We start from the raw sequence: 1,337 nt of genomic DNA, 5'->3' as shown, positions 1-1,337 counted from the left end.
TCATATATGGTCTCCTCCAGTATTGCAAGGTGTCATTCAACGATAGCAGGGACAGGTTTGCTGTCATATATACGGTCTTTTAGTGAAGATTATTACTTCTGACCTTGATGTAATCCGCGCATATTGTCCTGATCAGGTTATCGGTATTTACTACCACTGAACTCTATAGGTTTTCAATATGCAGGTTTGACCTGTTATGTCATCGTTTTAGCCACTTACGCAATTCTTTGAAGAGTATTTATACGGGTGAGTAACTCTCACCTGAAGCGCTAATAGCCCAAGCCATTCTCGCCATCTTGTTGGCATAAGCTACACATGCTCGATTATGCCCTCGAGTTTGAACCAGTCGGTTTATCCATTGACTTAATTTATCATTCTTCGTTTTTGCTCTTGAGACAACAGCTTTTGCTCCTTGGATCAACAGGCACCTTAAGTAGCTATTTCCTCGCTTACTTATCCCAAGTAAAGTATCTTTCCCGCCACTACTGTGTTGACGCGGAACGATACCTAAAGACGCTGAAACATCGCGGCCTCTTTTATAGTTACTGCCATTTCCAACTTCATTGAAATAGGCGCTTGATACCATAGGACCAAATCCAGGTATTGTTTGGATCCGTTGGCAAATATCATTATTTTTTGCTGTTTCAACTATTAATGTACTGTAAGTTTCAATGCAGCTGTCTAAGTTACTCAATTGTGTTTCTAACTGCTTTAGTACCGCTTTAAATGCGCCTGATAATCCGGTATTTTCATCTTCTAAAATTAGGGGGATACTTTTGCGTATTGTGTTTACACCCTGATTTAAAATAATTCCGTATTCAGCAGTTAAGCCTCGGATTTGATTGCATAGTGCCGTTCTTTGTCTGACCGCTAATTCTCTCGCTTTGTGCTGTGCTTGGTTATCTTGTTGCTCAACTGATTTTATACAGACACTCTTAATATGATGTTGCTTTGAAGCAACGCTAATTGCTAAAGCATCGTTATAATCATTTTTATTGCCAACTAAGAAGGCTTTTACATGCTGAGGTGGAATAAGCTTTATCTCATGACCACATTTTCTGATTTCTCGAGCCCAAAAATGAGAAGTTGCACAGGCCTCTAAAGCAACTAAACACGTAGTGTGTTGTTGGAAAAAAGATAACACTTGCGCACGCTTTAACATTTTCTTTTTAACTAAGCGCCCTTGTTCATTGCAGCACACCACATGGAAAAATCTTTTTGCTATATCTAAACCAATTGTTGTAATCTTCATTTTGGTCTTCTCCCTTTGATTATTGTAACCACTTTAATCATGGCACATAGATGCCGTATAGGGAGGAGACCATTACATCAGGTTA

The 1,337-nt window shown here is 39.2% G+C and carries 1 protein-coding gene; it reads right to left on the bottom strand.

The features are described 5' to 3' along the window. Nucleotides 1-238: 238 nt before the first annotated feature. Nucleotides 239-1,252, bottom strand: a complete 1,014-nt coding sequence (locus CXF64_RS09955) for an IS110 family transposase (protein ID WP_010555531.1) — start codon at nt 1,250-1,252, stop codon at nt 239-241. Nucleotides 1,253-1,337 lie beyond the last annotated feature (85 nt).

The sequence above is a fragment of the Pseudoalteromonas sp. GutCa3 genome, assembly GCF_002836155.1.
GTDB classification, from domain to species: domain Bacteria; phylum Pseudomonadota; class Gammaproteobacteria; order Enterobacterales; family Alteromonadaceae; genus Pseudoalteromonas; species Pseudoalteromonas arctica.
Note: the sequence above shows the minus strand (reverse complement) of the source record. Positions and strands in the feature narration are given on the sequence as shown.

Bases quoted from the DNA above. Each gene is read 5' to 3' on its own strand.
- CXF64_RS09955 (WP_010555531.1), bottom strand. From the start codon at position 1,252: ATGAAGATTACAACAATTGGTTTAGATATAGCAAAAAGATTTTTCCAT.